At 38.2% G+C, this 22,734-nt stretch carries 20 protein-coding genes; 14 read left to right on the top strand and 6 right to left on the bottom strand.

What is annotated here, in order from left to right; all coding sequences use genetic code 11:
* Nucleotides 1–14: 14 nt before the first annotated feature.
* From rfaE1 to QMN76_RS05540, 4 genes are all read right to left on the bottom strand, one after another.
* Nucleotides 15–1,460: a D-glycero-beta-D-manno-heptose-7-phosphate kinase gene (gene rfaE1 / locus QMN76_RS05555; protein ID WP_282024229.1), complete on the bottom strand. Its 1,446-nt coding sequence runs from the start codon at nt 1,458–1,460 to the stop codon at nt 15–17.
* Nucleotides 1,461–1,488: 28 nt separating this feature from the next.
* Complete coding sequence (gene gmk / locus QMN76_RS05550; protein WP_034339875.1) at nt 1,489–2,136, bottom strand: guanylate kinase; 648 nt, start codon at nt 2,134–2,136, stop codon at nt 1,489–1,491.
* Between the two features lie 164 nt (nt 2,137–2,300).
* Nucleotides 2,301–3,410, bottom strand: coding sequence for an S-(hydroxymethyl)glutathione dehydrogenase/class III alcohol dehydrogenase (locus tag QMN76_RS05545; protein ID WP_282024389.1), 1,110 nt, complete (start codon nt 3,408–3,410; stop codon nt 2,301–2,303).
* 23 nt (nt 3,411–3,433) lie between these two features.
* Nucleotides 3,434–4,636 carry an MFS transporter gene (locus tag QMN76_RS05540; protein WP_034339880.1) on the bottom strand — a complete coding sequence of 401 codons (1,203 nt, stop codon included), beginning with the start codon at nt 4,634–4,636 and terminating at the stop codon, nt 3,434–3,436.
* A gap of 148 nt (nt 4,637–4,784) precedes the next feature.
* Between QMN76_RS05540 and QMN76_RS05535 the strand changes: the two genes are divergently transcribed.
* Genes QMN76_RS05535 through QMN76_RS05525 form a run of 3 tightly spaced genes read left to right on the top strand, consistent with a single transcriptional unit; the run spans nt 4,785 to nt 8,013 of the window.
* Entirely contained in the window at nt 4,785–5,777 is a 993-nt protein-coding gene (locus QMN76_RS05535) for a linear amide C-N hydrolase (protein WP_282024232.1), read from the top strand.
* A 7-nt stretch (nt 5,778–5,784) separates the two neighbouring features.
* A complete protein-coding gene (locus QMN76_RS05530; RefSeq protein WP_282065818.1) occupies nt 5,785–6,603 on the top strand; it encodes an SDR family NAD(P)-dependent oxidoreductase in 819 nt (272 codons plus the stop codon).
* 54 nt (nt 6,604–6,657) lie between these two features.
* Entirely contained in the window at nt 6,658–8,013 is a 1,356-nt protein-coding gene (locus QMN76_RS05525; RefSeq protein ID WP_282024236.1) for an MATE family efflux transporter, read from the top strand.
* An 18-nt stretch (nt 8,014–8,031) separates the two neighbouring features.
* Here the strand turns inward: QMN76_RS05525 and QMN76_RS05520 are convergent, their stop codons facing one another.
* Nucleotides 8,032–9,522 carry a peptide MFS transporter gene (locus tag QMN76_RS05520; protein ID WP_282024237.1) on the bottom strand — a complete coding sequence of 497 codons (1,491 nt, stop codon included), beginning with the start codon at nt 9,520–9,522 and terminating at the stop codon, nt 8,032–8,034.
* A 150-nt stretch (nt 9,523–9,672) separates the two neighbouring features.
* On the opposite strand from QMN76_RS05520, the gene QMN76_RS05515 reads away from it, so the two are divergent.
* From QMN76_RS05515 to QMN76_RS05480, 8 genes are all read left to right on the top strand, one after another.
* On the top strand, nt 9,673–10,443 hold the full coding sequence (locus QMN76_RS05515) for a hypothetical protein (protein WP_282024238.1): 771 nt from the start codon (nt 9,673–9,675) through the stop codon (nt 10,441–10,443).
* 271 nt (nt 10,444–10,714) lie between these two features.
* Nucleotides 10,715–11,065 (top strand): AtpZ/AtpI family protein, encoded by a 351-nt coding sequence (locus tag QMN76_RS05510; RefSeq protein ID WP_282065816.1) that lies wholly within the window; start codon nt 10,715–10,717, stop codon nt 11,063–11,065.
* Between the two features lie 46 nt (nt 11,066–11,111).
* Nucleotides 11,112–11,858 carry a F0F1 ATP synthase subunit A gene (locus QMN76_RS05505; RefSeq protein ID WP_200867629.1) on the top strand — a complete coding sequence of 249 codons (747 nt, stop codon included), beginning with the start codon at nt 11,112–11,114 and terminating at the stop codon, nt 11,856–11,858.
* A gap of 50 nt (nt 11,859–11,908) precedes the next feature.
* Nucleotides 11,909–12,142, top strand: a complete 234-nt coding sequence (locus tag QMN76_RS05500; RefSeq protein ID WP_034339894.1) for an ATP synthase subunit C family protein — start codon at nt 11,909–11,911, stop codon at nt 12,140–12,142.
* A gap of 13 nt (nt 12,143–12,155) precedes the next feature.
* Entirely contained in the window at nt 12,156–12,764 is a 609-nt protein-coding gene (locus QMN76_RS05495; RefSeq protein WP_282024239.1) for a F0F1 ATP synthase subunit B family protein, read from the top strand.
* Between the two features lie 15 nt (nt 12,765–12,779).
* The gene (gene atpF / locus QMN76_RS05490; RefSeq protein ID WP_034339896.1) at nt 12,780–13,286 is read left to right on the top strand and encodes a F0F1 ATP synthase subunit B; all 507 of its coding nucleotides are present in this window, start codon (nt 12,780–12,782) and stop codon (nt 13,284–13,286) included.
* A 24-nt stretch (nt 13,287–13,310) separates the two neighbouring features.
* A complete protein-coding gene (locus QMN76_RS05485) occupies nt 13,311–14,036 on the top strand; it encodes a glycosyltransferase family 2 protein (RefSeq protein WP_034339899.1) in 726 nt (241 codons plus the stop codon).
* An 18-nt stretch (nt 14,037–14,054) separates the two neighbouring features.
* Complete coding sequence (locus QMN76_RS05480) at nt 14,055–15,737, top strand: ArnT family glycosyltransferase (protein WP_282024240.1); 1,683 nt, start codon at nt 14,055–14,057, stop codon at nt 15,735–15,737.
* Nucleotides 15,738–15,799: 62 nt separating this feature from the next.
* On the opposite strand, the gene QMN76_RS05475 is transcribed toward QMN76_RS05480, so the two are convergent.
* Complete coding sequence (locus QMN76_RS05475; RefSeq protein ID WP_084051576.1) at nt 15,800–16,087, bottom strand: YggT family protein; 288 nt, start codon at nt 16,085–16,087, stop codon at nt 15,800–15,802.
* Between the two features lie 439 nt (nt 16,088–16,526).
* Between QMN76_RS05475 and QMN76_RS05470 the strand changes: the two genes are divergently transcribed.
* The 3 genes from QMN76_RS05470 to QMN76_RS05460 are packed head-to-tail and all read left to right on the top strand — an operon-like array spanning nt 16,527 to nt 22,436.
* The gene (locus tag QMN76_RS05470; RefSeq protein ID WP_282024241.1) at nt 16,527–17,696 is read left to right on the top strand and encodes an efflux RND transporter periplasmic adaptor subunit; all 1,170 of its coding nucleotides are present in this window, start codon (nt 16,527–16,529) and stop codon (nt 17,694–17,696) included.
* A gap of 23 nt (nt 17,697–17,719) precedes the next feature.
* The gene (locus QMN76_RS05465; protein ID WP_084051577.1) at nt 17,720–20,899 is read left to right on the top strand and encodes an efflux RND transporter permease subunit; all 3,180 of its coding nucleotides are present in this window, start codon (nt 17,720–17,722) and stop codon (nt 20,897–20,899) included.
* Nucleotides 20,900–20,909: 10 nt separating this feature from the next.
* The gene (locus QMN76_RS05460) at nt 20,910–22,436 is read left to right on the top strand and encodes an efflux transporter outer membrane subunit (protein WP_282024242.1); all 1,527 of its coding nucleotides are present in this window, start codon (nt 20,910–20,912) and stop codon (nt 22,434–22,436) included.
* Nucleotides 22,437–22,734: the final 298 nt, after the last annotated feature.

Genomic DNA, 22,734 nt, shown 5'->3' with positions numbered 1-22,734 from the left:
AAACGTCAAAAGCCCTAAGAACCAGCAATCTTATCAATAATATTGGTTGTAGAAAAGCCTTCTTGTAAATCTGCCAAGATAACTTTTCCGCCATTTTGTTCAACGATGTCGCGACCAACCACTTCTTTATTATAATAATCCGCCCCTTTGACCAAGATATCAGGTTTAAAAAGGTGAATCAGATTAAAAGGTGTATCTTCATCAAAGGCAACGACAGCATCTACGTATCGTATTGCAGCCATGACTTGAGATCTGCTGATTAAGTTATTAATAGGTCTTTGCTCACCTTTAAGAGCCTTGATACTGCGGTCAGTGTTTAAAGCAACGATTAAACGATCACATTGGGTGCGTGCATTTTTAAGCAGTGCGATATGACCTGGATGAATAATATCAAAACATCCGTTCGTAAATCCAACAACAAGATTTTGTTTTTTCCATAATTTGACTTGTTCCAGCAATTGGTCTGGATGTAGCAAAGTCGGAGCAATAGTTTCAGAAAAACTGCGTGGATCTTGTGCTTTGAGTTCGTTTAAAACCTCTGCAATAGAGGTGGTAGAGGTGCCTGCTTTGGCAACGACCACTCCAGCTGCAGCATTCGCGATATGCATCGCTTCGGACAGGCTATATCCCGCAGCATAACCCAGAGTTAAGGTTGCGATAACCGTATCCCCAGCACCAGAAACATCGAAAACTTCTCTAGCACGAGACGGAATCGTTGTAACGGGTTTGCCTCGTTCAACAAGGGTCATGCCTTTTTCTGATCTGGTAATAAGGATTGCTTGTCCTTGAGTAGCATTTAATAATGCTTCACCAGCCTGCTCAAAATCTTCATCATTTTCTAGAATATATTGTGCAGCGGCACTGGCCTCTTTGGTATTAGGGGTAACACAGGTTGCATATTGATAAAGTGAGAAATCAGAAGATTTGGGGTCTACAAAAACAGGAATTTGATGCTGTTTAGCTTGTTCCATTGTATGTTTTATAACAATTGGATGGCATACACCTTTACCATAATCTGAAATGATGATGGCGTCTGCTTGTGAAATAGTTTGATCAATCGAGTTTAAAAGTTGTGCAATTTCTTCATGATGTAAGGGAATTAGACTTTCTTCATCCGCACGAATAACTTGTTGATTGGCAGCAATAAAGCGAGATTTACAAATGGTAGGACGGTATTGAGATTTAACGAGGTAATGATCGGTAATATTTTTCTCGTTCGTTAGTCTTTTAATGTTTCCTGCATACTCATCTTGACCAATAAGGCCGATCAAGATGGCTTTTCCTCCAAGAGATAGAATATTATTAGTAACGTTTCCTGCTCCTCCTAGCATTTCCTTTTTATTATTTAATTGTAGAACAGGAACAGGAGCTTCAGGAGATATGCGCTGAACATTGCCATATATGAAACGGTCTAGCATGACATCACCAATACATAAAATCGTAATTTTGGAGAAGTCCATCTTGGTAACTTTCTTTATTTAGATAGAGTTAACGTGAAAAGCTGTTGGTAAAATTGGTTAGAAAAGTTTGACGTTTTGTTTTTAAGCGTTCACAAGACAGAATAGTTTCACATTCAGAAATAGCAATGTCTAATTTATTATTAATAATAACATAATCGAACTCTCTCCAATGTGAAATTTCGTTTAACGCGGCGTCCATGCGTTTATTAATTTCATTGACATGGTCTGAGGCTCGGTTGGTTAAGCGCTTTTCTAACTCTTCAATAGAAGGAGGGAGAATAAAAATACTGACGACATCATTGGGTAATGCTTCTCTGATTTGACGATGGCCTTGCCAGTCAATATCAAAAATCAGGTCTTTTCCTTCGGCTAATTGTTGTTCTACTGCGGCTTTGGGAGTGCCATACCCTTTATCGAAAACAGTTGCCCATTCTAAAAGCTCACCATTCTTAGCCTGATCTTCAAATTGTTCCTTGGAAATAAAATGATAATGTATACCGTGTGTTTCTCCAGGGCGAGGTAGGCGTGTGGTTACAGAGATAGAAGGAAAAAGATTTTTCTGAGAAGCTCTAAGTGCATTAGCAATCGTTGATTTTCCTGCACCAGAAGGGGCAGAAAGAACAAAACAAATTCCTCTAGTTGAGGGTTGTGTGGATTGAGAGGGGAGCTCTAGCATAAAAAATTCCTTCATGAAGCGTCAATTCTGTTTGTTTATAGCAGAAATTGTTTATTTCATAAATAAGGAAGATAAAGGTAATTTTTTAAAAATAATTATTAAAAATTAGAAGACTATTCTTCATCTCCCAATTCATTTTGTTGGGAGATGAGTGATCGATAAAGCTAGTAGCGAATGACAGTACGAATAGATTTTCCTTCATGCATGAGGTCAAACGCTTTGTTTATTTCATCAAGAGGTAATTCATGGGTAATAAAATCCTCCAGTTTAAACTTACCTTGTAGATAGTCATTTACAATACCTGGTAATTGAGAACGTCCTTTGACCCCTCCAAACGCAGAGCCGCGCCATACACGCCCTGTCACCAGTTGGAAAGGGCGGGTTGATATTTCTTCGCCAGCACCAGCAACACCAATGATGATAGATTCACCCCAACCTTTGTGGCAGCATTCCAAAGCAGAGCGCATAACTTTGACATTACCGATACATTCAAAAGAAAAATCTACCCCACCGTTGGTTAATTTAATGATTACGTCTTGAATAGAGTCTTGGTAATCCTTTGGATTAATACAATCTGTTGCCCCAAGTTTTTTAGCCAGATCGAATTTGTCAGTATTAATATCAATCGCAATAATACGGCCTGCTTGTGCAGTTTTTGCGCCCATAATGACGGATAAGCCAATCCCACCCAGCCCAAAAACAGCAACAGAATCGCCTGGTTGGACTTTGGCAGTATTGGTGACGGCCCCCATACCTGTTGTGATACCACAGCCTAATAAACATACTTTTTCCAAAGGCGCATCTTTGCTGATCTTAGCAACAGCAATTTCAGGAACGACTGTATATTCAGAGAAAGTTGATGTGCCCATATAATGAAAAATAGGTTTACCATCTTTAAAAAAACGTGTGGTTCCATCAGGCATAAGCCCTTTGCCCTGGGTTATACGAATGGCTTGGCATAAATTGGTTTTACCTGAAAGACAATAGTCACATTTTCCACATTCTGGGGTGTAAAGAGGAATAACATGATCGCCTACAGAAATACTGGTAACACCTTCACCAACAGCTTGAACAATACCAGCCCCTTCATGTCCTAGAATAGTCGGAAAGATTCCTTCAGGATCAGCCCCAGATAATGTATAGGCATCTGTATGACAAACACCAGTTGCAACGATACGAATTAATATTTCGCCTTTTTGAGGAGGCATTAAATCGACCTCTTCAATGGTTAAAGGTTCTTTTGCATTCCATGCAACCGCAGCGCGTGTTTTTATAAATTCCACCCTAAGAAGTCCTTTTATATTGAAATCAGTGATGAAGCTCTTTTTATATTAAAAAACATTAAAAGCATAATACAAATTGATGCCATCATGGCGATAGAAGCAAGCGCAATACTGTAATTACCACCATAAGTTTCAGCAATATAGACTTGTAATGGAAGGTTAACAGAAGCCAGTAAGTTTCCAAGTTGGTAGGCAACACCAGGTAAAACAGCCCTTGTATTGTGAGGCATTAACTCTGTTAGGTAAATTGGAATAATTCCCCATGCGCCTTGTACCATAAGTTGCATCATAACAGCGCCTAGCCCTAAGAGGACGAGGTTGCTTGAAAATGCCCATAAAGGGATTGCACAAAGTGCAAAAAAGGAAGCGATTATAATGGCTTTGGGGCGGCCAATTTTTTGAGATAAAGTTCCAAAAGAAATCCCACCAATAATAGACGCAATATTATAGCAAATTGCTATGATACTGACTGTATGTGTATTTAAATGATGTTGTTCTTTTAAGAAAAGAGGATAGACATCTTGGGTCCCATGGCTGAAAAAATTAAAACACATCATAAGGATAATGGCGAAAATACAAATATGCCAGTTTTGTATCATGATGGGGATAATTGGTAAATTCTGTCTTTTTTCATTTTTAGCCTGTTTCCAGACAGAAGATTCCTCGACAAAGAAATAGATAAAAGCAACCAAGAAAACAGGAAATGTACCAATTAAGAACAGATTTCTCCAACCAACATGATCAAAAAATAACCCGTAAACAACAGCTGCACTTAGATATCCAAGGGGATATCCTGCTTGGAATAATCCAGAAACAAAGCCTTTTGCTTTGGAAGGAATGGTTTCAAATGCCAATGCCGAGGCAACGCCCCAAATTCCTCCCATTGCAATGCCATATAAACATCGAATAGCAAGAAATATCGTTAATGTTGGGGCAAAGGCAGATAATCCACTAAGAATAGAAAATGCTGCAACATTGGCCATTAATACGGGTTTTCGTCCATATTTTTCTGCCATTTTTCCAATAAAAATAGCGCCAACTGGACGGCAAGCTAAAGTTATAAAAATAGCTAGAGAGATTTCTTTGTTTGTAACAGAAAAAGTGTGAGCAATATCGCTGATAACAAAAATGAGGAGGAAAAAGTCAAAAGCATCTAATCCCCAACTACTTACAGCGGCGAAAACAGTATTAATTTGATTTTTAGACCATTTGTTCATACGGATCATTCTTATGCTGAAATTAAAAACATTATTTCACGTTAAGTATTTTTAAATTTTGCAGCAAATCACAACTATGCTAGTTTTTTTTTAATACGTAATAATGAAGTGATTGTGATTATTAGTAAGCAACCTAAAGGAAAAAAAGATGTCGTTTGCTTGTACGTCTCTGATAATAAAAGATGCTGATCAACGGATTTATCATGGTCGCACTTTGGAATTTATGGTGGATTATCCCTCTTATTTAACTTATTATCCCAAAGGGTCTGTGTTTAATAATATAGATCCGGATGGTTTGCAGGGGCTTCAATATACTGCGAAATATAATATTTTATGTATTACGATGCCTGCATTTTCATCAGAGGATCGCTCTGTCATAGAAGGGATGAATAATGCAGGGCTTTCATTTTCCGCGAATATGTATGCGCTTTCTCAAACTCCGCCATTAAAACAAGAGGAATATAAACAAGCTCTTCCTTTGGTTAAAATAGGAAGCTGGGGATTGGCACTCTTTCAGTCTGTGAATGAGGTTAAGCAAGCTTTGCTAAACCAACCTGTATGGTCTCCTGCTTTGCCTTTATTTGAAAATAGTCAATGTCCTTTTCATTTTATTTTTTACGACAAGACTGGAAAGTCAATTGTCGTGGAATATACCAAAGGTGAGTTGCATATTTATGATAATCCCACTGGGGTTTTGACCAATGCGCCAGAATTTTCTTGGCACTTAACCAATATGCATAATTATACAATGCTTACTAATAAAGACAGTATTGCCTCAACTGAACTGGGAAGCTTGTCCTTACAAGAGCCTGATATAGGAAATGCAACAGCTGGACTCCCTGCAGATGATACATCGGTTGGACGTTTCGTCAGGGGGGTATTTTATACTTCTTATGCTTTAAAAGCACAAAGTTCTGATATGGCAATTATCGAACTATCTCACATTATGAATAAATTCGATCGACCCAAAAATATGACGGTCGGCCTAAATGGTAAAACAGAATATACGGAATGGACCAGTCTTTCTGATTTAGAAAGAGGGCATTTATATGTTCGAACCTATCGAGAGTTAAATTATACGAAATATAGTTTAAGTGATTATGAATCTGAAAATATCTTCTATAGTAAACAATTGATTTAAAGCAGAAATGATGCGTTATACCGAATTAAACTCGATTTTGATTACAGGAGCATCGTCGGGAATAGGGCGTGCTGTGGCTTTATATCTTGCCGCACCCAGAGTGCGTTTATATTTAGGAGGCCGAAACCAAAATGCACTTATGCAGGTGGCAGATGAATGTATTCGCAGAGGGGCTGTTGTAGAAACCAAAACTTTGGACGTTTGTGACCAGCAAGAAATGGAAGAGTGGGTTTATTCCGTAGGTCAGCTTGATTTTGTTCTTGCTAGTGCTGGCGTATCGATTGGTACAACAGATCAATCTGCCGAGCATAATTTACCCGAAAGTGCTTATCGTGTACGCCAAATTATGCAAACGAATATTGATGGGGTTTTAAATACAGTTTTACCTGCAATTGAGGTGATGAAACAGCAGAATCGAAACGGGGAAAATATACGAGGTCGTATTGCAGCGATTGCTTCGGTCGCGGGGTTGGTAAATTCAGCTTGGGCACCTTCTTATTGTGCATCCAAGGCAGCAGTCGATCGTTTTATGGTTTCCAGCGGTGGAGGTTTGGAAAGATTAGGCATTTATTTGTCTAGTATTTGTTGTGGATTTATTCGTACTCCCATGACTGCCAAGCATAAGTTTGTTATGCCAGGGCTAATGAGCTCTGACAAAGCAGCAAAGCTGATCGTTCAAGGAGTGCTTGATAATAAAAGAAGAGTTATTTTTCCTGTATGGATGATAATCTTGGCCAGAGTAATTGATTTATTGCCTGTCAGGTTGTTGGAACGGCTTTATTTACCTTATTTGCAAAAAAAGATCATAAAAAATGATAAAAGCTGATACAGTCGGCTCGAATTTATTATTTATGTGATTGAATAAAATTGTTGGATAAAGATGAAAAAGTCTGCTGATACAAAAGCCATTCACAAACCGCGTTTTTGTGAAGGCTCAATCATGCGGCATGTGATTGTAATGGCTGGAACAGGTACGGTTGGATTAATGGCTGTATTTCTTGTTGATTTCCTAAATCTTTTTTATATTTCAAGACTGGGGAATTCCCATTTTACAGCGGCTATTGGCTTTTCAAATGCTATTGGTTTCCTACAAATGGGTATTTGTATTGGTATGTCTATTGGCACGGTGGTAGTCACCGCACGCCTAATCGGTGCTGGTCAGTATGAGCGTGCCAAACGGATGGTTTCATCTTTTGTAATATTTACCACGATTATAATGATTCTTATTGGTTTAACCGTTGCATTTTTTAATCGAGAAATTTTATATCTTTTGGGTGCCAGAGGTATTGTTTTAAATCAGGCCAGTCACTTTATAGTAATTGTTTCGCCTTTTTTATTCCTGATTGGTTTGGGAATGGTATTATCTGGCCTGTTACGAGCGATGGGAGATGCGAAACGCTCAATGAATGTGACTATAATCGGTGCGTTGATTGCTGGCATTTTAGATCCTATATTTATTCTTGTTTTTCATCTAGGGTTAGAAGGGGCAGCAATCAGTACTGTTTGTTCTCGATTAGGGGTTGCATTACTAGGTTTTTACAGTTTAAGGCGCTATGAATTATTAGAAAAACCACAATGGAATTTTTTTATTCCTGACTCGTTAAAGATTTTAAAAATCTCTTTTCCAGCGATTTTAACGAATTTAGCAACTCCTGTTGGTGGGTTGTTTGTTATTCATACAATGTCCAATTTTAGTAGTGATGCGATTTCTGGTCAAACTGCGATTGATCGTATTATTCCTGTGGCTTTTGCGTTTGTATTTGCGTTAACGGGATCAGTAGGTCCTATTATTTCTCAAAATTACGGTGCAGGGCTCAGAGAAAGGATGCAAGAAACACTGATCGTTTCTTTGAAGTTAGTCTGTTTATGTGTTTTATGTGCTTGGGTCATTTTCTTTTTAAGCCAAGATTTATTTGTCAGGATGTTTTCTCTGAAAGCAGAAGGCGAAGCATTGATGCGTCTTTTCTGCCATTGGGTGATTATTAATAATTTGTTTTTAGGAATGTTATTCGTTTCTAATACAGCTTTTAATAATTTGGGATATCCTTTGTTTGCCACATTCTTTAATTGGGGACGTGCAACCTTGGGAACAATCCCTTTTGTGTCTATTGGGATGTCTTATGGCCCACAAGGAGTATTAATAGGCCAAGCTTTAGGCGTTGTTCCATTTGGAATTATGGCGGTCTGTTGCGCATTCTTTGTGATCAAAAATATTCGAATGGACAGACCAATATAATAAAAGCAATGTTTTGCTTTATTTTAAAGCAAGCATGTCTTGTTTGTATTTTTTGTTCCATTTATGAAGAAGCGGTAAAAATAACATTAAAATAACGAATGTAATACCAGCTAAACAGACCAGATTCAGGAATAACCCTTGATAAATGACAAGTGTTTTATCTGGGCTAAAGTGATTCATATCTGGACGTGCGGCAATATTGGCAACAACCCCTCCCAGATACATAGCAGTACCAGATGCCATTAAATAAGATCCCGTCATAAATCCGTTCATGGACGATGGAACATACCGTGCGATAACGGCCAAGCCTAGACCACTGGTAAGCAGCTCTCCTAATGATAAAAAGAAATATCCACTAACCATTACCCATGACGATACATAAGGGGTGCTACTGTAAAAACAGGCGGCCCACCACACAAAAAATCCGATACTGACAAAGAAAAATCCTGTAATAAATTTGGTTGCGATAGAAAAATCTTTCTGTTTACGCCCAAGACTAGCATAAAGTTTGGCCAGTAAAGGGCTTAGGATCATAATCCAAATAGGATTTAATGCCTGAAATTGCCCTGGTGACCAATCAAAGAGATGATATGAACCAATTGAAAATGATAAATCTACATTACGTAGGGCAAAAAATGTTAACGAAGTCGACATTTGTTGGTAAAAAACAAAATACAGCATGCCTTCGAAGGTCAGTAAATAAACGATTTTCAAACCAGAGCGATAGGCAAAATCCATTTTAACATACATTTGTATCCATAAACCTAGAACTAAGATTACTGCTCCAACGACACACCATTTTGCAACCACTGGAAATGTTAGGATTACGGTAATCAAAGTGACAGAGGCGATGATGCCTAAGAAAATACAACTTGAAACAAATTTAGGTATTGGTAATTGATCTTTTTGAGAGACGTAAGGGGTAAGCCTTTTTTTCGTCAGTGAATAGTTAATAATACCCAACACTAACCCAACAAAACAGGCAATAAAAGCGGCATCCCATCCGTAATGATCTTTCAGATACGGGCATAACAGCATTGAGACTGTAGACCCTACATTGACGGCCATATAATATAGTGTAAATGCAATATCAAGTTGACTGTCATTATCTTCATAAATACGACGAACCAAGGTGGCCGCATTGGGTTTGAATAAACCATTTCCCGTGCTGATAATCGCCATGGTTATGTAGATGCCACCCGTATAATGCATGGCAGAGGCCAACAGTAAGTAACCAAGGGCCAAGATAATACTGCCAAACAACATAGCCCTTTGATTCCCTAAGATTTTATCGCCAATCCATCCCCCAAGAGCTGGGGCAGCATAGGTCATTGTGCCAAAGGCTGCGATTAAAAGATTGGCATCATAATCACTAAATTTCATATGTTGGCTAAGGAACAAAGCTAAAATACTTTGCATGCCGTAATAACCAAAGCGCTCCCAAAGCTCAATGAATAAGACAACAGAAAAAGCACTATTTTTCTTTTTAATGGAAGGGGATGTCGTCACAATATTTGCCTAAGTCAAAGTGAATAATTTATTACGATGAAAAATATTCAATTATAAATTTGTTTAAATATTCGTAGCTATATCGTATGAATAGATTAATATAGAATTACTATAGTATTTTGAAGTTTTTTTAGTTTTATGATGATGAAGATGTTTTCTAATATAGAAAAAAATAAATGGTTACAAGGTGCTGCCTATTTTTTAATGGTGATAACGTTTGTGACGTCGCATATCAGTAATGCGTCTGCTAAAACACAAAAAAAAGCTCCAGCTTCTGCTGTTGCGTATGATGATAATCAAAACGCTTCTGTTGGTGTTATGGATTTGTCTGTGTTGCCAGCAGTTAAAGGGAGCGTAAAGCAGTATTTACCCACACCTTATGGAAATTTAGGAGGGTTATTATTTAATGATGGCACTCAAGTTATGTTTTCCACAATGTTTGGTGAAGCAGTAAAATCATTTGTTCGTCCCGGGCAAGAGGTTACTATTCGAGGGTTAAAAGCGCGTAAATTGCCGTTGTTGCAGGCTTTTTTAATTGAGAATAAAAATGGCCGAAAAATCGAAGAAGACAGCCCAGAGGCGGGGTTCTCTCCTGTGCCAATTACTGGACCAGACTTGTTTGTACAAGGACAAATTGCGCAATTATTACATAATTTGCAAGGCCAAGTGATGGGTGTTGTGCTTAAAGATGGCACGGTGGTATATATCCGTCCATCTGATATTGGTAAATTGGGGTTTGAGTTGCAACCAGGTGTCTCTTTGTATGTTCGGGGAATGGGCAGTTCTACGTCTATGGGGAAAGCGTTGCAAGCTCGGTTAATTGGTCAGACACAAAATCATATGATAGAGTTGTTACAAATTAATGCCCCACCTTTTGGTGCACCTGCTGGCAGTCCTGCTTATGATTATATCCCACAATAGCTAATGTTTTATAACCCCAATTTTTACGATTATAGTTTGGGTTAAATTTTATGGTATTTCTTTGTTTAAGAAAGATTATTCGGATAATCTTTAAAAAATGGTGTTTTTGTATAGAAATTTTAAGTAAATTGTAATTATTATGTAATAATATTTTGTTGTAAGCTATCTAAATTAGTTGCCTATTTGCCAAAGTAAAGAATTAGCTTTGCTAAAAAATAAAAAAAATATTGCCTTTCTTGCGTAAATAGTCTTTTTTACGAACTTAGTTAGCTTGTATGGATCAGATGAAGAAGAGGGGGTATCTTTGGAAAAAGATGCAAAAAAGAAACAGCTCGATTCTTTTGACAAGAAATTACAAGATTTTGAATCGCGATTGAATCCTTCGAAAAAACAAGATCACTCTCAGTTAACTGGGGGCGATAATGATTTATGGAAGTTTGTCTTAAGGTCAGGAGTAGAGCTGTTCTCGGCGTTTCTAGTTGGGGTTATGATAGGGTATGGATTGGATTATTGGCTGTTAACTCGTCCGTTATTTATTATCATATTTTCTGCGTTAGGAATGGGTGCGGGCGTGCTTAATGTCTGGCGTATTGTTAAACCAGGTGATATAAGATCAGAATGATTTTGTTTCGTCGTAAAAGATTCGATTTGGTGTTGGGAGAAAAGTAGTGGCCGGTCACAAGATAGACGCACTCGGTCAATTTGAATTGCATCCAGTGTTCGGAGGTTTGGGTATTTATTTTACTCAGTCCGAATTAATGATGGTTATTGCAGCAATTATTGTTCCCGTTGCGATTTATTTCGGAATGCGTCATAAGGCTGTTGTGCCTGGTCGTTATCAGAGCGCAACAGAGATGTGTTATGAATTTATTCATGGCATGGCTATGGGGACGATGGGGATCAAAGGCAAAGCCTTTTTCCCATTTATATTTGCATTGTTCTTTTTTATATTAACAGGTAACTATCTGGGGCTTTTGCCGTTCTCATTTGCTTTTACCAGTCATATTGTGGTGACTGTAACATTAGCTTTATTGGTGTTTTTATTATCAATTCTTGTTTCGTTAAAAAATCAAGGGTTGAAGTTTTTTGCTCACTTTATGCCTGCAGGGGCGCCGATAGCGATGGCACCTTTGCTTGTTCCTATTGAAATTCTATCTTACTTATCCAGACCGATCAGCCTTTCAATTCGTTTGTTTGCGAATATGGTTGCTGGACATGTGATGTTAGAAATGTTTGCAGGCTTTACAATTTTGTTAGTCTCAGGCTTAGGGTTGGCATTGGGTGGCCCATTGGGGATTCTCCCTATTTTGTTGAATATGGCTTTGGTTGCACTTGAACTTTTGGTTGGTGCGCTTCAAGCCTATGTTTTTGCAATTTTGACTTGTATGTATTTACAAGAAGCAATAGAGCATTAACTTCAGTTTCGTATTAACTTTATTTTCTAGTATCCAAGGAAAGAAATCAAATGGATCTTACCCTTATTACAGCTGCAAAACAAATTGGTGCTGGTCTTGCTGTTATCGCATTGTCTGGTGTTGGTATCGGTATTGGTAATATTTTTGCAACATTAGTTAGCAGCATTGCACGCAATCCTGCTTCTCGCCCACATGTATTTGGTTTGGGTATGTTGGGATTTGCTCTCACGGAAGCTGTAGCGCTTTACGCTCTTCTTATCGCTTTCCTTATTCTCTTTATGTAAGGGGGGTCTTTACGTGAGACGCTTTTCAGTCCGTTTTCCCCGTCTGGTGGCGTCTCTCGTGGGTGGGGTGGCGCTTAGCATATTGTTGGCGCCTGCCTTGTCTACGAATGCCATGGCTGCTGGCATGCCACAGATGGATTTTAAAAACCCACTGGTTATTGCTCAGATTGGCTGGGTTTTAGTCATCTTTTTTTGTTTGTATCTTGCTGTAAAATATTTTTCTATTCCACAAGTTGAGCAAGTTATTCATAATCGCCGTTCAAAAATTGATGGAGATATGGATTCTGCTAGACAAGCGAAAGCTCAAGCAGATAAAGCTGTGGAAGCGTTAAATAAAACACGCAGTGAAGCTGCAGCAGAAGCACAAGCAAAAATTGATACAATCATTCAAGAAACGAGAGTTTCTTCTGCAAAGCAAATGCAAGAGTTGCAAGCTCGTCTTGACAATGAAACACGTGAAGCAGAAACTCGTATTGTTCAAGCACGTAATAGTGCATTGAAACAAGTTGATCAAATGGCGAAAGATGTCGCGCAAAGTTTGGTGAAACAATTGTTAAATGAGGACGTTAAAGACGAAATTATTGATAATAAAGTTCAACAAATCTTGTCGGTGAAGTCTTAGTAGGCAGAGAGAAAAATGCATTTATTACAAGAACCTCATTTTTGGTCTGCGGTTGCTTTTGTTCTATTTTTTGTTTTTTTTGGTAAAAAGCTTTGGCGTCCATTGGCTGCGGCGATGGATAATCGAACAAACCAAGTAAGACAGGAGCTTGAAGAAGCAAGTCGTTTACGTCGTGAGGCTGAAGAGATTTATACAGCCGCTCAAAAAGAACATGAAGCAGCAAAGTTCGAAGCTGAAAAAATGTTAGCTGCCTCTAAAGAGGCTGCAGAGCGAATTGCTGAAAATGCTAAAAAAGAAGCTGATGCCGCTGCTCATCGTCATGAAGAGTTGGTTCGCCTTCGTTTAGCAGCTTCTGAGCAAGAGGCCGTCAATATGGTTCGCCGTGAGGCAGCAGATATAGCGGTTAAAGCTGCCTATGAAGTGATTTCTTCTGTGTTAACCGAAGAAAAAGATACTCCTTTGATTGATAATGCAATTGCTGACTTACCAAAAGCTCTTGCTGCTGATCGTCACGTCGCTTAAATTTTTTCGTCTCGTTAGGGTCCAATGGCCAGTGTAATCTCTATTGTTGTTACGGTTTTAAACGAGGCGGAAAATATTATTCCTGTCTGCCGCGAAATTGCAGCGGTCATTCCTCTGCTACCTGAGTGTGAAGTTATTTTTGTTGATGATGGCAGTAAAGATCAAACGTTAAATCAATTATTAGAGGTAAAAAAGAATTTTTTACCTTCTTTGGTTATTTTATCTCATAATCATTGTTGTGGAAAATCCAGTGCTTTATTGACAGCTATTGCTGCGGCACAAGGCTCTTGGATTGCAACCATGGATGGGGATGGGCAAGATGATCCCAAAGAAATAATTTCAATGTGGAAGTTATCCCAACAGTATAATGGGCGTGAGCCGTTGGTGGTTGGGGTTCGTTTAAAGAGAAATGATAATTTTTCTCGTCGTTTTGCAACGACTTTTGCGAATGGGTTGCGCCGTTATTTACTCAAAGATGGTTGTGTCGATACAGGTGCTCCGATGAAGTTATTTCTTAGAGATGATTTTATGAAATTGCCTCATTTCGAGGGATTACATCGTTTTTTGCCCGCTTTACTAGCACATCATGGGGTTCCTTTGGTTTGTCATGAGGTTCATCATAGACAAAGGTTGCACGGGGTTTCTAAATATACTAATTTCAACAGAGCTCTTGTTGGTATTCGTGATATGCTGGGCGTTATATGGCTGCTTAACCGAATTCGTCTACCTAAAAAAATTACAAAATATTAATCATTACAAAGGGATAAAATGACCCTTTCTTCTTTTCCTGAAAAGTCTTTTCGTATGAAGGCAAGTCAATATACATGGCTTGCCTTGTTTGTTTTTATGTTGTTTTTACCAGGCCGTGCGACGTTACCCCCTCTTGATCGTGATGAGGCACGATATATGCAAGCGACTTCTCAAATGATTGAAAGTCAAAACTATATTGATGTTCGTTTTCAAGACAAGCCTCGCTATTTACAGCCTGCTGGTATTTATTGGCTGGAGGCTGTGGCTGTTAAAGCAACGGGAACATTGCATGATAAAGCGGTATGGGCATATAGAATTCCTTCTTTGTTAGCAGCAGTTGGCTCTGTTTTATTAACTGTTTTAATTGGTAGTATATTATTTGATTCGTATATCGGGCTACTCGCAGGATTATTTTTAGCTGTATCTGTTTTGTTGATGGGTGAAGGTCGGATGGCTACGATTGATACGACCTTATTATTTTTCATACTTCTTGCTCAGAGCAGTTTAGCTCGATCTTGGATGGTTAGGTTAACTTCTGAAAAACTACCTGTGTCTGTTGGGATTATTTATTGGGTGGCAATAGGTTGTGGGCTGATGTTAAAAGGTCCTGTTGTGCTAATTCCGACTTTATTACCTCCGATTATTTTGGCTTGGGTAAAAAAAGACAAGACTTGGTGGAAACATTTGCATCCTAAATGGGGGTGGGTTCTAGCCCTTTTGATTGTAATTCCTTGGTGTGTAGCAATTTGGGTTATTAGCGATGGTAAATTTTTTACAGATGCTATTGGAACAAATTTCCTTGGTAAAGTTGCCTCGGGGAAAGAGGCACATGGAGCTCCTCCAGGCTTATATTTGGGTATTTTCTTAATTACGTTTTGGCCGGGATCTTTATTTACCGCTTGGGCTTTACCTTTTATTTGGAAAGAACGTAAAGCAGAATCTGTTTGCTTCTTATTATGTTGGATTATCCCTCATTGGTTAGTTTTTGAGTTGATAGCAACAAAGTTGCCTCATTATGTATTACCAACATATCCTGCAATTGCAATTTTAACATCAGCCGCGCTTTGGAATATTTCAAAGACATGGGATGGACCAACTTCCAAGTGGGGGCGTTGCCTGTTTTATATCTATATGGTGCTTTGGATTGTTATTGGTGTTTTATTGGCTGTGGGTGGTATTATATATGCATATTATATGACAGGTATGTTGTTTTGGGCAGCAATTATTGGTGCTGTGGGTGTATTACTTTTAATAGGCTACACCGTTGTTTGTATTTTAAAATATAATATGCAGCGCGCTTCGTTAGTTGCGATTGGTGCTGCAATTATTGTTTATTTAGAGCTTTTTGTTATTTTGATTCCTGGGCTTAGTTCGGAATGGTTAAGTGGGAAAGTAGCGCAAACAGTTAATCTTTTAAAACCTTGTGAAAATAGTGTTGTTGCATCGGCTTCTTATTCAGAGCCAAGTTTAGTATTCTTGGTTGGAAAAGAGACAAAGCTGATTAATGTAGAGCTTACAGCACAATTTTTAAAAGAAAATCAAACTTGTGGTTTAGCGCTTGTTGATCAACGTGATCAAAAGAAATTTATGGATTTTTTAGACAAGGATGGTTTAACCGTAAAAGAGTTGGGACGAGTCCATGGCCTAAATTATTCGAATGGCAAACAGCTTAATTTAGGTTTATACAAAGTAATTCAATAGACAAATTATAATAAAAAGGCGCTTTAGGGCGCCTTTTCGTTTTAAGCCTTAAACAAGTGTATTTAATGTGCAACTAGGAGGGAAAATAGTAAAGGTCGTATTAGGTAATTAATGGCTAGGAACACGACAATTGGGCTTATATCTAGCGTGCCAAGAGATGGAAGGGCTTGTCTGATTACATTGAGAACAGGATCACATGCTCGGCTAAGGAACATATATATTCCTCGGACGATATTGCTGCTGGGGTTTACTACACCAAAACTTAGTAAAAAGCTAAAGATACAATAAGCGAGTAAGATGAGCATATAGAGCTCTAGTAATGAATTTAAGAGTTTATATAACTCAAGCATAATATTTTTCCTTGTATCAATCTTGCTGATTGATCTTTATATAAGAAAAGGGACTTATTAGACAATTCTTTATTTATATTGATTTTAAACGATATCAATAGATACAGAAATTAATAGAATAATAATAATTTTGATCAAAAATAATATATGAAATCAATTCATATCTATATTGAGATAAAAACATGAAAACTATTTGATTTTATAATTAATATGAATAATTAGCTTTTTATTATGTTGAAATTTATTGTATAAATATTGAACATATTTCAAAAAAAAAAAATATCTATTGCGTATCAGTAGTGTATGTATTTATATGATACGTTAATAAAGAGTCTTAACTGTCTCTTTTACAAGATCAAAAATAGTTAATTTATTATAGCATTTGTTGTTTTTGTAAGCAAAGATTTGTCTATATATTTAAGGGAAATAGGGAAGAGAAGTGACAATAACAGATTCTTTCTTTACTAAATGGCATAAAGGATGTGCCGCATTTTGTGTTTTATTGTTACCACTTACTGCGTGTAAAGAACAAAAGCAGGCTCCAAAGCCAGCAGCTAAGGCTAATTTCATATTGGCACATCCTCAGGATGTAGAGTTATTGGTCGATCTGACAGGTCGTATTACTCCAATGCGCGTATCCGAAGTACGCCCTCAGGTTAATGGTTATCTTTATAAAAGATTGTTTGAAGAGGGAACGGATGTCACAAAAGATCAACAGCTTTATCAAGTTGATCCTCGTCCTTATCAAGCCGCATTAGATAATGCCCAAGGCAAGTTAAATAGTGATCTTGCAACATTAAGAACTCAAACCTTAAAATTAAAACGTTACGGGCCTTTGAAAAATATGGATGCAGTTAGTCGTCAAGACTATGACGACACACTAGCTGCTCAAGAAGCAACAAAAGCCATCATAGAAAGTGACCGTGCAAATGTTCGACAAGCACAGTTAAACCTGGAATATACAGGGATTAATGCTACGATTTCAGGTCGTATCAGTCGCTCTATACAAACACAGGGCGCATTAATGGCAACGAACCAAACGAATCCTGTTGCGATTATCACACAATTAGATCCAGTCTTTGTCGATATTATTCAACCTACTGCAGAACAACTGCGTTTGCGCAACCGTATGGCTAATGGAAAATTAGAGACCTTGCGTGGTGCTGCTCATGTGCCTGTTGATTTAATTTTAGAGGATAACTCACGTTATCCTTTGCAGGCTAATTTGTTATTTACAGAAGTTGTCAGCAATCAGGAAACGGGTTCTGTTATTCAGCGTGCTATTGTGCGTAATCCGGATAAACTCTTACTTTCTGGAATGTATGTTCGTGCAGTGATGCATGAAGGTATGGAAAAGGGATTCTTAATTCCTCAAGAAGCCGTTATGCGTGGTTTAGATGAGAAACCATACTTATATATTATTAATAAAGATAATGTAGTAGAACGCCGTGATATTGAGACTCAACGAATGCAAGAAACTTTTTGGGTTACAACCAAAGGGATAAATGCCGGTGAAAAAATCTTAGTGAGTAATCCCACATCCTACCGACCGGGGCAAAAAGTACAATCAGAAGAAGGTCGTACTCCTGTTGGTGAAGTGCCTGAATAAAAAGTAAAATTTGGAATATTTATATGTCTTTATCTCGTTTTTTTATTGATAGGCCGATTTTTGCTTGGGTAATTGCAATTCTTATCTCGCTTATGGGAATGATTGCTATTGTTACTTTACCTATTGCACAGTGGCCAAATATTGCTCCACCGCCGATTACGTTAACTTTTACATATCCTGGCGCAACGGCTGATACGGTGCAACGTACGGTTGTTGATCCAGTTAGTCAGAACTTGTATGGGGTGGATCATTTAGAGTATTTGTCAACAGTTGCTAATGCTGATGGTACTGCAACAATTACGTTGACTTTTGGTCAAGGAACAAATCCTGATGTTGCACAGGTTCAAGTATTGAATCGTGTTGATGTGGCGCGTTCTTTATTACCTTCTACTGTTGCTTTGCAAGGAATTCGTATTTCTAAATCAAATAAAAGTTTTATGATGATCTTTGCAATTAAAACATCAGATAATTCTTTGACTGAAGGGGCGCTAGGGGATTATTTGGCAAGTGATGTGCAAAACCCTGTGACGCGTTTAAATGGTTTGGGGGATTATACAGCGTTTTCGTCTGAATATGCGATGCGTGTATGGTTGGATCCTGATAAACTTCATAATTATCAATTAAATCCAACTGATGTTATGAATGAGATTGCTGCTCAGAACTCTGAACAACCTTTAGGTGAATTTGGTAAGTTACCTGCTCTTGCTGATCAACGATTTGATATTTATACTGGAGGGATTAGACGTCTAGTAACACCAGAAGAATTTTCCAACATTGTTATTAAAACTCAAACAAATGGTGCGCGTATTCGTTTAAAAGACGTTGCAGATGTTGGATTAGGACCTATGTCATACTCGCCGGTTGGGCTGTTAGATAACCAACCTGTTGCCGCATTTGGTGTTAAATTATCTCCTGGGTTTAATCAGTTAGCACTATCTGATGCAATTCATAATAAAATTCAAGAGCTTTCTAAGTATTTTCCATCTAATACAGAGTATTTATATCCGTTGGATACATCGACTTATGTTATTGAATCAATGGAAGAAGTCGTTCACACTTTGGTAGAAGCAATTATTCTGGTCATTGTTGTGATGTACGTTTTCTTACAAAACTTCAGAGCAACCTTTGTACCGACTATTGCTGTGCCCGTAGTGTTATTAGGGACATTTGCGATTTTAGAAATGGCAGGTTTTTCTATTAATACATTGACAATGTTGGCGATGGTATTGGCGATTGGGTTGTTGGTGGATGATGCGATCGTTGTTGTTGAAAATGTCGAGCGTGTGATGGAAGAGGATCATTGTGATCCAAAGACGGCAACACAAAAATCAATGGATCAAATTAGTGGTGCCTTGGTAGGTATTGCTTTGGTTTTATCAGTTGTGTTTATTCCAATGGCATTTTTCAGTGGCTCAGCTGGTGTTGTTTATCGACAATTTTCTATTTCTATCGTTGCCGCAATGACGTTGTCTGTTGTGGTTGCATTGATATTTACCCCCGCATTATGTGCAACAATGTTAAAACCTCATGATCCGAATGCCAAGAAAGGGCGGTTTTTTAGATGGTTTAACAGAACTTTTGAAAAGATGGTTGCAGGGTATATTGCGGGTGTCAAAGGAATGATTCGTCATACTCGTATAGTTATGATTGTATATCTTGGTCTAACAGGTGGAGCATTAGCAATGTTTCATATTTTGCCTGAAGGGTTTCTTCCTGATGAGGATCAAGGGGTCATATTTACACAAGCATCACTGAGTCCAGGTTCATCTGCTGCGATGACGGCGGGTGTAAATAAACAGCTGACGGAGTATTTTTTAAAGCATGAAAAAAAATATGTTCAGTTTGTTTATACTGCGATTGGATTTAACTTTGGTGGGCAAGCGCAAAGCGCGTCTTTTGGTGTTGCTAGGTTAAAAGATTTTAATCAGCGTAGTGGAAGTTATGAAGCCTCTGCACAGGCAATAGCTGCACGTGCAATGAAGGCATTATCGGGTATCCCTGGTGCAAATGTGTTGGCTGTTCTTCCTCCTCCTGTGATGGATTTGGGGTCAGCAACAGGATTTGACTTTGAGTTATTAAATCGTGGACATTTAGATAATGCTACCTTTGGAAAAGCCAGAGATATGCTTTTAGCGAAAGCTAAAGCAGATAAACGTTTAGTGGCTGTCCGTTTAAATGGTTTGCCAGAAGCCCCTCAATACTATTTTAATATTGATCGTGATAAAGCCCATACGCAAGGTGTTAGTATTGATTCAATTAATCAAACATTATCTATTGCTTTAGGATCTGGTGATGCTGGATTATTTAACTTACGTAATCGTGTTAAACATGTATTTGTTCAAGGAAATATGAAATCACGTATGACACCAGACGATTTGCGCCGTTGGTTTGTTCGTAATAATAATGGGGAAATGGTACCTTTAACGTCTTTCATTACAGGTCAATGGAAAAGCACGCCTCAAAAAGTTGAAACCTATAATGGGTATCCTTCCTTTGAAATTATGGGACAAGGTGCTCGTGGCGTTAGTAATGGTACTGCCATGCAAATTATAGAGGGTTATACCAACGAAATTGCCAAAGAGATTCATGGAATTGACTATGAATGGACAGGGATGTCTTACGAGCAGGTTAAATCTTCTGGACAAGCTGGAAAGTTATACGCTTTGTCGATCTTAGCAGTGTTCTTGTCTTTGGCGGCGTTGTATGAAAGTTGGGCTATTCCATTTGCAGTATTGTTAGTGGTACCTTTAGGTGTTATTGGTGCTGCGACAGCGACTTATTTACATGGGTTAGATAATGATATTTACTTTCAAGTTGGATTATTAACTACAGTTGGCTTGGCGGCAAAGAATGCTATTTTAATTGTTGAATTTGCTAAGGAACATTATGATAGCGGAAAATCATTGGTGGAATCGGCACTTCTTTCGGCGCAAGAACGTATTCGCCCTATTTTGATGACGTCTTTAGCATTTGTGCTTGGGGTAATCCCTTTAGCTATCGCTACAGGTGCTGGTGCATCTAGTCACGTTGCCATTGGTGTGGCTGTGGTTGGTGGGGTTATTACTGCAACAGTATTGGCTTTATATTTTGTGCCTATTTTCTTTATTGTTGTGTTAAAGCTCTTTAGAGTAAAACCACATTTAATTCATAAAAACAATGCTGCAGCTCCTCAGGCTGTTACTGCGAATAAAACAGAGGAATAGGACAATGGTCGTGAAAAATAAAAAAACTTGGAAGCGATCTTTGCAAGGAGCAGCAGCCTCGCTAATGCTGCTCTCTGTTACTGCGTGTACTTTGAGTCCAGAATATAAACGTCCAGCTTCTTCTGTTGCGCAAGAATGGCCCATTGGGCCTGCTTATGGTGCGCCTTTGATGGATGGGGCAAGATTACCACAGGCGTATAATGTTGGGTGGAAAGTCTTCTTTAAAGATCCTGTATTAAGTCAGTTAATTTCTATGGCTTTGACAAATAACCGTGATTTGCGTGAAGCAATTGAAAATATTACCGCAACGCATGCCAGTTACATTCAACAAAGAGGGGAGTTATTCCCCCAAGTTAATGCTAATGCTGGTGCTTCGTATCAAACAACTCCTGGTGGTACTACAGGTTTTGGTGGAGGCCGTGGTTATTTACATGCCAATCAGCTTTCAACAGGGTTTGGAATTTCAAACTATGAAATTGACTTGTTTGATCGTATTCGTAGTTTAACGCGTGCTGCTAGAGAACAATATTTAGCACAACAAGAAACTACGATTTCCGTTCAAATTTCTTTGGTTAGTGAAGTTGCAAATAACTATATGGCTTGGCTTGCAGATATGAATAGTTTGCAGACCATTCAGGAAAGTGTTCGTAATCGTGAGAAAAACCTTGCTTTAGTTCAAGGAATGAATCGATATGGGCAACAAAATGCTCAGGCTGTTGCTCAGGCAGTAGAGTTGTTGCAAGAAGCAAAAAGTCAAGAGCAGACTTATTTAAAGACAGCTGCGAATGATATGAACAGCTTAACACAATTAGTTGGGCAGCCTATTCCGCAATCTTTGTTACAACAAGCTGGTCCTAATCCTTCTTTGGATCGTTTTGTTTCAATGCCAGAGGTCGGTTCGGGTATGCCTTCTGATTTGTTAGAACGTCGCCCTGATATTCGTTTAGCAGAGCATCAGCTTAAAGAAGCGAATGCCAATGTTGGTTTTGCACGTTCTGCATTTTTCCCTTCTATTCAGTTAACTACATCAGGAGGAACTGCAGGATCTACATTCGCACAAATGTTTGGACCTTTTTCTGCTGCTTGGAGCGTCATGCCAACAGTAACTGTACCTTTGTTGGACTGGGGTAAAAATATAGCTCAATTAAGAGCTGCAAAAGCAAAAACACGTGCAGCAGCTGCTCATTATCAATCTGTTGTTCAAGTGGCATTTAAAGAGGTTGCAGATTCTCTTGCTGCTAGAACAACATTAAAGCAAAAATGGCAAGCAGAATTGGAAGCTGTTAGAGCCAGTCAAAAAGATTACAATATTTCTTTGGCACGGTATAAAAATGGCATTGATAGTTTCCTACCGACTTTGGTCGCACAAAGAACCTTGTTAAATGCTAAAGTAACAGCTATTCAATCTCGTTTGCAGTATATGCAAAGTCTTTCAACATTATATCGGACCTTGGGTGGAGGTTGGAGTGCAGAAGATGCATTCCAGAATTCTACAACGGCACAAAATACGGTTCAATCTCCTGTCATAAAGAAATAGTAAGTTCATATCATTTGAATGATTAAGAGGCACCCTTGAGATCAAAGGGTGCCTTTTTTATGCGAATAAAATGAATAAGATCGCGATTTATCTTGATATTTGTTGAATAGGTTACTATAAAAAAACATCTATGGATTATAAAAGTTGTTAAGTAGCTTTTATTTTTAACGCAGAAATTAGAATTTGTATGTGTATTACACCACCCTGATTATAAAATTGATTTTTATAAGATAATTTAGACTTTTGTCGAAATTAAATAATCTCTTTTTGTTATGTGAAAAGAGAGAGGGTATTTACT

The organism is Commensalibacter papalotli (ex Botero et al. 2024), from assembly GCF_947179115.1.
In the GTDB taxonomy this organism is placed as follows: domain Bacteria; phylum Pseudomonadota; class Alphaproteobacteria; order Acetobacterales; family Acetobacteraceae; genus Commensalibacter; species Commensalibacter papalotli.
The sequence above is the reverse complement of the archived record's forward strand: the minus strand, read 5'-3'. Positions and strand labels throughout refer to the sequence as shown.

What these genes read in the sequence shown, in the direction of transcription:
- rfaE1 (WP_282024229.1), bottom strand. Translation starts at nt 1,460, where the DNA reads ATGGACTTCTCCAAAATTACGATTTTATGTATTGGTGATGTCATGCTA.
- gmk (WP_034339875.1), bottom strand. Translation starts at nt 2,136, where the DNA reads ATGCTAGAGCTCCCCTCTCAATCCACACAACCCTCAACTAGAGGAATT.
- QMN76_RS05540 (WP_034339880.1), bottom strand. Translation starts at nt 4,636, where the DNA reads ATGAACAAATGGTCTAAAAATCAAATTAATACTGTTTTCGCCGCTGTA.
- QMN76_RS05535 (WP_282024232.1), top strand. Translation starts at nt 4,785, where the DNA reads ATGTCGTTTGCTTGTACGTCTCTGATAATAAAAGATGCTGATCAACGG.
- QMN76_RS05530 (WP_282065818.1), top strand. Translation starts at nt 5,785, where the DNA reads ATGATGCGTTATACCGAATTAAACTCGATTTTGATTACAGGAGCATCG.
- QMN76_RS05525 (WP_282024236.1), top strand. Translation starts at nt 6,658, where the DNA reads ATGAAAAAGTCTGCTGATACAAAAGCCATTCACAAACCGCGTTTTTGT.
- QMN76_RS05515 (WP_282024238.1), top strand. Translation starts at nt 9,673, where the DNA reads ATGTTTTCTAATATAGAAAAAAATAAATGGTTACAAGGTGCTGCCTAT.
- QMN76_RS05500 (WP_034339894.1), top strand. Translation starts at nt 11,909, where the DNA reads ATGGATCTTACCCTTATTACAGCTGCAAAACAAATTGGTGCTGGTCTT.
- atpF (WP_034339896.1), top strand. Translation starts at nt 12,780, where the DNA reads ATGCATTTATTACAAGAACCTCATTTTTGGTCTGCGGTTGCTTTTGTT.
- QMN76_RS05485 (WP_034339899.1), top strand. Translation starts at nt 13,311, where the DNA reads ATGGCCAGTGTAATCTCTATTGTTGTTACGGTTTTAAACGAGGCGGAA.
- QMN76_RS05480 (WP_282024240.1), top strand. Translation starts at nt 14,055, where the DNA reads ATGACCCTTTCTTCTTTTCCTGAAAAGTCTTTTCGTATGAAGGCAAGT.
- QMN76_RS05475 (WP_084051576.1), bottom strand. Translation starts at nt 16,087, where the DNA reads ATGCTTGAGTTATATAAACTCTTAAATTCATTACTAGAGCTCTATATG.
- QMN76_RS05465 (WP_084051577.1), top strand. Translation starts at nt 17,720, where the DNA reads ATGTCTTTATCTCGTTTTTTTATTGATAGGCCGATTTTTGCTTGGGTA.